At 40.5% G+C, this 8,269-nt stretch carries 9 protein-coding genes and 1 pseudogene; 5 read left to right on the top strand and 5 right to left on the bottom strand.

Translation table 11 applies throughout. From position 1 onward, the window contains the following. The 4 genes and pseudogenes from C3420_RS15845 to C3420_RS15835 all read left to right on the top strand — a co-directional run. Positions 1–110, top strand: a pseudogene (locus C3420_RS15845) (IS5/IS1182 family transposase); the annotation flags it as partial. A gap of 149 nt (positions 111–259) precedes the next feature. Next, entirely contained in the window at positions 260–1,129 is an 870-nt protein-coding gene (locus tag C3420_RS15840) for an SDR family oxidoreductase (protein WP_004812568.1), read from the top strand. Positions 1,130–1,350: 221 nt separating this feature from the next. Further along, positions 1,351–1,527: a hypothetical protein gene (locus C3420_RS17435; protein WP_008305424.1), complete on the top strand. Its 177-nt coding sequence runs from the start codon at positions 1,351–1,353 to the stop codon at positions 1,525–1,527. A 188-nt stretch (positions 1,528–1,715) separates the two neighbouring features. Beyond that, entirely contained in the window at positions 1,716–2,393 is a 678-nt protein-coding gene (locus tag C3420_RS15835; protein WP_004894308.1) for a type 1 glutamine amidotransferase domain-containing protein, read from the top strand. Between the two features lie 111 nt (positions 2,394–2,504). Here C3420_RS15835 and yfcF read toward each other — a convergent pair whose 3' ends face one another. Next, positions 2,505–3,170, bottom strand: a complete 666-nt coding sequence (yfcF, locus tag C3420_RS15830; RefSeq protein ID WP_103800989.1) for a glutathione transferase — start codon at positions 3,168–3,170, stop codon at positions 2,505–2,507. A gap of 233 nt (positions 3,171–3,403) precedes the next feature. Between yfcF and C3420_RS15825 the strand changes: the two genes are divergently transcribed. After that, entirely contained in the window at positions 3,404–4,120 is a 717-nt protein-coding gene (locus C3420_RS15825) for a glutamine amidotransferase (RefSeq protein WP_103800988.1), read from the top strand. Positions 4,121–4,250: 130 nt separating this feature from the next. On the opposite strand, the gene C3420_RS15820 is transcribed toward C3420_RS15825, so the two are convergent. The 4 genes from C3420_RS15820 to tkt all read right to left on the bottom strand — a co-directional run bounded on the left by C3420_RS15820 (position 4,251) and on the right by tkt (position 7,936). Further along, the gene (locus C3420_RS15820; RefSeq protein WP_004812559.1) at positions 4,251–4,838 is read right to left on the bottom strand and encodes a YceI family protein; all 588 of its coding nucleotides are present in this window, start codon (positions 4,836–4,838) and stop codon (positions 4,251–4,253) included. 128 nt (positions 4,839–4,966) lie between these two features. Beyond that, positions 4,967–5,422, bottom strand: a complete 456-nt coding sequence (locus C3420_RS15815) for a GNAT family N-acetyltransferase (RefSeq protein ID WP_103800987.1) — start codon at positions 5,420–5,422, stop codon at positions 4,967–4,969. Between the two features lie 176 nt (positions 5,423–5,598). Next, positions 5,599–5,814, bottom strand: coding sequence for a hypothetical protein (locus C3420_RS15810; protein WP_004812556.1), 216 nt, complete (start codon positions 5,812–5,814; stop codon positions 5,599–5,601). Positions 5,815–5,947: 133 nt separating this feature from the next. After that, positions 5,948–7,936: a transketolase gene (gene tkt, locus C3420_RS15805; RefSeq protein ID WP_103800986.1), complete on the bottom strand. Its 1,989-nt coding sequence runs from the start codon at positions 7,934–7,936 to the stop codon at positions 5,948–5,950. Between the last annotated feature and the right edge of the window lie 333 nt (positions 7,937–8,269).

Here is an 8,269-nt window from a genome sequence, read left to right as displayed (position 1 = left end):
TGAAAACCTTCAAAATCCTTGCTGAGCGTTATCGAAATAGAGGTAAAAGGCTTGGTTTGAGATTCAATTTAATCGCTGGAATCTACAACTTGGAACTGAGCAAAAAATGATTTATGAAAGAGGTCTAATGTAAACCTAATTCAACAAATGCAATCTCCTGCATAGATTCTGTTATGAAATGTCAGGTCTTAGCCTATTTCTGGAAAATCTCCCTAATATATTTTTCTGTCATTACACTAAACAATGGACCTGAAAATATATGAATAATTATCCTGAAACCCCAAATTCAACCGAAACACAAGACCATCAGCCTGGTGTTCAGACTGCAATGAACCCAGAGCCAGAGATCATTAAACCTCACTATAAAGGTAGCGAGAAATTGAAAGGCAAAGTTGCTCTTATTACCGGTGGAGATAGTGGGATTGGCCGTTCGGTATCTGTCCTGTTTGCTCGTGAAGGAGCGGATATCGCGATTTGCTATCTGGATGAAGATCAGGATGCAAAAGATACAAAGAAAATGGTTGAAGCAGAAGGACAGCGCTGTCTACTGATCAAATGTGACTTGCAGCAACCAGAAGAAATTCAAGATCTGGTAAAACAGACTATTCAGGAATTCAAGACAATTAATATTCTGGTAAATAATGCAGGAGTACAATATCCGCAGAAAAGTATTACCGATATCTCTCCTGAACAGCTATATAAAACTTTTAACACCAATATTCTGAGTATGTTTCATTTAACTCAGGCAGTTCTCCCACATATGCAGGCAGGTGACAGTATTATTAATACCACTAGTATTACTAGCTATCACGGACATGATGAACTGATCGACTACTCTAGCACTAAGGGTGCAATTACCACGTTTACCCGTAGTCTTTCGACCAATTTGCTGAAAAACAAGACAGGTATTCGTGTTAATGGGGTTGCACCCGGCCCGATCTGGACCCCACTTATTCCAAGTAGTTTTGATGAAGAAACCTTAAAAGAGTTTGGTAAACAGACACCGATGGGCCGCATGGGACAGCCAAGTGAAGTCGCTCCAGCCTATTTATTTCTGGCTAGTGAAGAAGCCAGCTATATCTCGGGTCAGGTGATCCACGTAAATGGTGGCAGCATTGTTAATGGCTAAATAAAAGCTTTAGGATGATGGCTCTGGGGTCATTATCCTGTTCAAAATTAAGATTTTAAAATTGACTTCTCTTTAGAACTAAAAATAAGTTAGATATAAATGTTCCAGTCATTTAATGACCTATAAAACAATTCAAACAAATCCTGACAGAAGCTTACTTTGCCTAAATCAAGTCCTTGTTATAGTCATTCCCATATCAGACCGCATGTGAGGATCAGACTATGCCTAGAGGTGATAAATCTGCCTATACGGAAAAACAGAAACGGCAAGCTAAACACATTGAAGAAAGTGAGAAAGAACAAGGACGTTCTGAAGAAGAGGCTGAACGTATTGCTTGGTCTACAGTCAATAAACAGGATGGTGGCGGAAAGAAAAAGAAAAGTTCTGATCAATCGTAATGATTTTTTTAAAACATTTCATATATATAGGTGTTTAAAACATTTGTTTTAAGGATTGCTACAAAATATCAAATCCAAGCTGTTTTAAATTTAAGTTTCCAGTTTAACGATGGCAATTTTTCTCCTATCCATCTATCCAATAATTTTACTTATTAAATTTTAAATCTGACATAATCTTAGGTAAACATATGAAAATTTTGATTGTTCTGACCTCCCATGATCAACTTGGTGACACAGGCGAAAAAACCGGTTTCTGGCTAGAGGAACTGGCTGCCCCATATTATCGATTCATTGATGCAGGAGCCGAAATCACTTTAGTCTCCCCACAAGGTGGTCACCCGCCGCTTGATCCTAAAAGCAGTGCTGAAGATGCCCAAACTGAAGCAACCAGACGTTTTGAAGCAGATGAAACCGCCATGCGTGCTTTAGCCAATACCCATAAATTAAGCGAAGTAAATGCAGATGAGTTTGATGCCGTATTCTATCCAGGTGGGCATGGTCCGTTATGGGATTTAGCCAATGATTACACTTCAATCCATTTAATTGAAGAAACCTTGCAATCCAATAAGCCTGTCGCACTGGTCTGCCATGCGCCAGGAGTACTGAAAAAGGTAAAAGATAGTGAAGGCCACTCCATTGTGTCAGGTAAATCAGTAACTGGTTTTAGCAATACCGAAGAAGAGGGAGTCGGCCTGACGAATATTGTTCCATTCTTGGTCGAAGATATGCTGAAGGAAAATGGTGGGCATTATTCCAAAGCTGATGATTGGCAAGTTCATGTGCAGCAGGATGGTTTACTGATTACCGGACAAAATCCAGCATCATCTGCAGCAACGGCGGATGCCCTGTTAGATTTATTAAAATAATATCCTGAAGATGCCCATGAATAAATAACTCCTGATTTCTGCTCAATTCAGGAGTTATTTAAACAATTAAATCATGACTTAAATCCATCAACCTTGAACGCTTTTCTCAACTCACGGCACATCAAATGGTGATGGATCCCATGTACCTCGTTCCAGTTCTCTTAATTTAAACCAGACATGCACAGATTCGCGCTGAAAATTCCGCATGACATAACTATAAAGCCTTTCAGAGATGGTGACTTTAAAACTCAATAATCGATGTAGCATGAAGGCTAAATCAAAATCGGCAATACTCCATTGTGAACTTAACCATTGATCGCCAATCAAAGCCTCACTTACTCTGGTTAATCGATCAATTTCCACTTGGGTATGCCGGTCTGGAATATAAGGTTCTGGTAATGGCTGAAAGATACCTGTGGAAGGCATATTTTGACATATCAGACTAAAATCAGATTTAAGCAATGCTTGTACCGCCCGACATTTAGCGCGCGCCCGAATATCTGCCGGATAAAGAGCCGGATAATCAGGTGCTGGAAAAAGCTCGTCCAGAAACTCGGTAATTGCCATGGACTCAAAAATTGACCAGCCATCCACAGATAAGCAGGGAATTTTTCCAGTTTTACAGATTCTTAGATAGGTATCTGTTTTATTTTCATCCTTATCCAGATCGATTTTAATCTCTTTAAAATCGACATGTTTTTCTCTCAGGGCCACAAAAACCGACATGGCATAGGGACTTAATCTTTTACGATCAATATAAAGGCTTAGACTTTGCATAGCATGGCTCCCCTAATGGAGTTGTTATCAGTATATAAAACTATGGGATTGCATACGGTCATCAAGTTCCAAGTTATACCCAAACTGAAGTGAACAATAGCGGAGTATCTTTACAGAGTTTAAGCAATTGCAACCAATCCACTGCTAAATGGAGGAGCTCATTGAGCTGAATTCAGCTTTCCAAGTCATATGATTCACGTTAAATTAAATCATTTCTTTTATCAGTCACCATCATGCTTAATTTTGACGAATTTCCAGACACGGTCTATGCCATCCAGCATCTTGCCTTTGAAGACCTTGGCGCGTGGGAAGATACTTTCTATCAGCTCGGCCTACGCGTACGTTATTTTGAAGCAGGGGTCGATGACCTGACCCAGGCATTTGAACATACAGGTCTGACGGTGATTTTAGGTGGTCCAATCGGCGTTTATGAAACTGAAGACTATCCTTTCTTACATCAGGAAATAGACTTACTGAAAGTTCGTTTAAAGCATAATTTGCCGACTTTAGGAATTTGTTTAGGTGCACAGCTCATTGCGCATGCATTAGGAGCAAAAGTGTATGCAGGTCATAGCAAAGAGATTGGTTGGTCCAAGCTTAGCCTTGCATCTGTAGAGAATAATCCACTAAAAAATCTGGAAAATCTTGAAGTATTACATTGGCATGGAGATACGTTCGACCTGCCCACAGAGGCTGAGCTTCTGGCAAGTTCTGCGGTCTATCCAAATCAGGCTTTCCGGATTGGCAGCAATATTCTGGCACTGCAATTTCATGCTGAAGTGGAAGCTGAGCGTCTGGAGAAATGGCTGATTGGCCATACCTGTGAGCTGCGTCATGCGAATATCGACATTGCAGCCTTACGTGCCGACAATCAGCAATATGCTGCTGCTTTAGAAGCTGTATCGGTGTCCATTCTTCAAGAATTTCTCAAGCACATTCAAACCAGCTAATTTTTATTCTTCAAATTAAGTGGATGATAAAAGATATTTATTCAGATTAGCTATCTACTAATTTCTAGCAAAGCTTAATTTTCATCCATAAAAAAGCACCCAACAGGGTGCTTTTTAAATTTGTCTTTTGTTATTTTTTCGCAGCGGGTACAGATGCTTCGGTGGTAATGTTTACAGTAATTTTATCACCGACATTTGGCACATATGCGCCCACATTGAAAGCTGAACGGTTAAATGATGTAGTCGCATTGAAGCCAATTGTTTGCAGTTTTGTCATTGGATGAATAGCCTGTTTATTTAACACTGCATCCAGCACAACTGGCTTGGTTACACCTTTTATAGTCAAATTACCGGTGATTTTATATTTGTTTTTACCTAAAGCCTGAACCTTGGTACTTTTAAACGTGATGTTTGGATATTTCTCTACATCAAAGAATTCTGCTTTTTGAATATGCTCATCCAGTGCTTTAACATTGGTATTAATACTCGATACCGGAATAGTTACATTCACTGATGAGTTAGCAGGCTTTTCATTATCAACCGTAATCGTGCCCTGAATATCACTAAAGTTCGCAGATGGTGTCGAGAAACCAAAGTGACTCCAACTAAATACGGTCGCGGTATGGCCTGGATCAATGGTATACGCAACCGGCTTCGCCATAGAAAATGTTGCTACCGATGAAACCGCTAAGCCTAATGCTAATGTTTTGAAATTCATGTTTTTATCTCTCGTTTTGGATGTTTTCAAGTGTATAGAATTCAGAAATATTTACAGCCCTAAAGATAAAACGTTTTGTTGCAGCGATGAAACGATAAAATTGTAAGTTATTTTTTTAATTTCTACTATTAATCCATTCGGTATTGGATGAAACCGGTTTTCTTGGCAACCTGATCATAAAGCTGCTGTGCTTGTCGATTGCTCTCATGAGTTAACCAATACACTCGATCACATCCACGCTGTTTGGCATCTACATATACTTTCTCAATCAAGGCTCGTGCCACACCCCGCCCTCGAAAATCAATACGCGTATAAAGATCTTGCAAATAGGCATACGGCGTTAAAGTCCAGCAGCTGTCATGTTGAATGACATGCACAATGCCGATAACTTGCTGATTCAGAATCGCTGCGAATCCATACATATTGCCGAATGCTAGATCAGTAAGCCTTTGCCAGGTATGCTGATCTACCTCTTCACTGAGCTGAGTCTGATAAAAATTCTGGTAATCCAACCATAATGGCAGCCACTCCTGCTGTGTAATATTTTCTAGAGGCTCAATTTGAATCTGGTCTTGTATCATCATTTTTATACGATTCTTCTATTTCAAATAGATTCAATTAGCTTAGGCTATTTTGATGATTAAGATAAGATATTTTTTATTTTTACTTACACCAATTTTTTAAAATATATCTATGACTCATACAGATGATTATTTTGGTACAAAAAAAGCCCCATGTGGGGCTATTTAAGTCTTCAACTTTAAAGCTTTTCCACCAGAATACGGTCAATCTGCTTTAAACCAGAATGTTTTTCATGGTTCTTACGACGCACTTTAATAATTTTTTCAGCCGCTAGATCCTGAAGTAACAGCTCAACTGCCATCATTGCTTCAAGAGGCAGATCCTGCCCGATCCATTTCTGTTCGCCTGCATCCATTAAAGTAATTTCATCGTTAATTTGTTCATACAAGCTCATGTTCATCTCACTCTTTCATTTCGACTATGGGAGAACTTTTTAGCGGTTGCCACATGAAAACAACACTAAAAAGTGAAAAAACAAAAGACGCCCCAAAACTGGGGCGTCCTTTAAAAACTGTTTAATCAGTTGATTAAGCAGTAATCTCTTTTACAGCTGCTACAACTGCTTCAGTGGTAATACCGAAGAACTGGAACAGATCTTTCGCAGGTGCAGATTCACCATAAGTAGTCATACCAATCACACGACCGTCAAGACCTACAAATTTCCACCAGTAATCCACATGTGCAGCTTCTACCGCTACACGTGCACGAATCGCTGCAGGGAGAACTGCTTCACGGTAAGCAGCATCTTGCTTCATGAATTCTTCAGCACATGGCATAGAGACGACACGTACACCTTCAAGTTGTGCATACGCTTCCATTGCCAGAGATACTTCTGAACCCGTTGCAATAATGATCGCTTTCAATTCGCCTTTTTCTTCAGCCAGTACATAACCACCTTTCGCAGCGTTCTCGATTTGTGCTTGAGTACGGGTCTGGAATGGCAAGTTTTGACGAGAGAAGATTAATGCCGTTGGGCCTTCTGAACGCATTAAAGCTGATTTCCAGGAAATCGCGGCTTCAACAGTGTCACATGGGCGCCATGTATTCAGGTTCGGTGTACCACGTAAAGATGCGATTTGTTCAACCGGTTGGTGTGTTGGACCATCTTCACCTAGACCGATTGAGTCATGCGTATAAACATGAATTACGCGCTGTTTCATTAGAGCAGACATACGCACTGCATTACGTGCATATTCCATAAACATCAGGAATGTTGCTACATACGGAATGAAACCACCGTGTAGTGCTACACCATTGGCAATTGCAGTCATACCAAACTCACGTACGCCATAGTGTACGTAGTTACCTGCCGGATTGTCCTGTACGCCTTGTGCACCTTTCCATAAAGTCAGGTTAGAACCTGCAAGGTCAGCAGAACCGCCAAGCACTTCAGGTAAAGAAGGTACAAGTGCTTGTAACGTATTTTGGCTTGCTTTACGTGTCGCAATCGTTTCTTCTTTTGCATTTACTTCAGCAATGTAAGCATCTGCTTTTGCAACGAAGTCAGCTGGAAGATCACCAGAAAGACGGCGTTTTAATTCAGCTGCTTCAGTTGGGTATTTTGCTGCATAAGCGGCAAAAGTCTCATTCCAGGCTGCTTCAGCTTGTGAACCTTTTTCTTTGGCATCCCATGCTGCATAAACTTCAGCAGGAATAACAAATGCTTCATCTGACCAGCCCAAAGCTTCACGGGTCAATACAATCTCGTCATTACCTAAAGGTGCACCATGACAGTCTTCTTTACCCTGTTTATTTGGTGAACCTAAACCAATCACTGTTTTACACATGATGATGGTTGGTTTGTTCGCTTCAGCTTTCGCTTCTACAGTCGCTTGACGGATTGCATCTGCATCATGACCATCAACTTTGATGACCTGCCAGCCATAAGATTTGAAACGTTGCTCTGTATCGTCAGAGAACCAGCCTTCAACTTCGCCATCAATCGAAATGCCGTTATCATCATAGTAAGCGATCAGCTTGCCTAGACCCAAAGTACCCGCTAATGAACATGCTTCGTGAGAAACACCTTCCATCAAGCAGCCATCGCCCAGGAAGCAGTAAGTAAAGTGATCAACAACTTGAATATCGTCTTTGTTGAATTGCGCAGCAAGCGTTTTTTCAGCCAGTGCAAAACCTACGGCATTGGCAATACCCTGGCCTAATGGACCAGTAGTGGTTTCAATACCAGGTGCATAGCCCAATTCCGGATGACCTGGAGTTTTAGAATGCAATTGACGGAATGATTTCAAATCTTCGATTGAAAGATCATAGCCCGTTAAATGAAGAAGTGCATATTGCAGCATTGAGCCGTGACCGTTCGACAATACAAAACGGTCGCGGTTCGCCCAATTCGGGTTAGTCGGGTTATGGCTTAAAAATTCGCGCCAAACCACATCAGCGATGTCTGCCATCCCCATTGGAGCACCTGGATGTCCTGAGTTTGCTTTTTGCACAGCATCCATTGCCAATACACGAATTGCGTTTGCAACACGACGTTCATTAAGCGGGGTTGTCATAAATCAGTGTCCAAATAATTCAGAAATAGAAAATGATGAAAAGACTTTCAAAACTGCTGCATATTGTCTTAAAAAAACAGCGAGGGGTAAAGACCAGCCTACAATATTTATCACTTTATTGTTGTTTAGATTGGTCAACGTACATTTAATCTACACTTTTAAGTACAGGCACCGGTTAATACTCAATTTTCATCACAATAAAAACCCTAGGGCGTGTCCTCATTTGAAGAATTGGTTTTAAATACTTAAAATCCTCCTTTGAGTTATTTTTATTTCTATATTTTCAATGGCACGTACTCTTCTTACCGATGATATCTGGCAGCAAATTCAAGA

The organism is Acinetobacter sp. ACNIH3 (assembly GCF_002918965.1).
In the GTDB taxonomy this organism is placed as follows: Bacteria; Pseudomonadota; Gammaproteobacteria; order Pseudomonadales; family Moraxellaceae; genus Acinetobacter; species Acinetobacter schindleri.
This window is presented reverse-complemented; position numbering and strand designations above follow the sequence as displayed.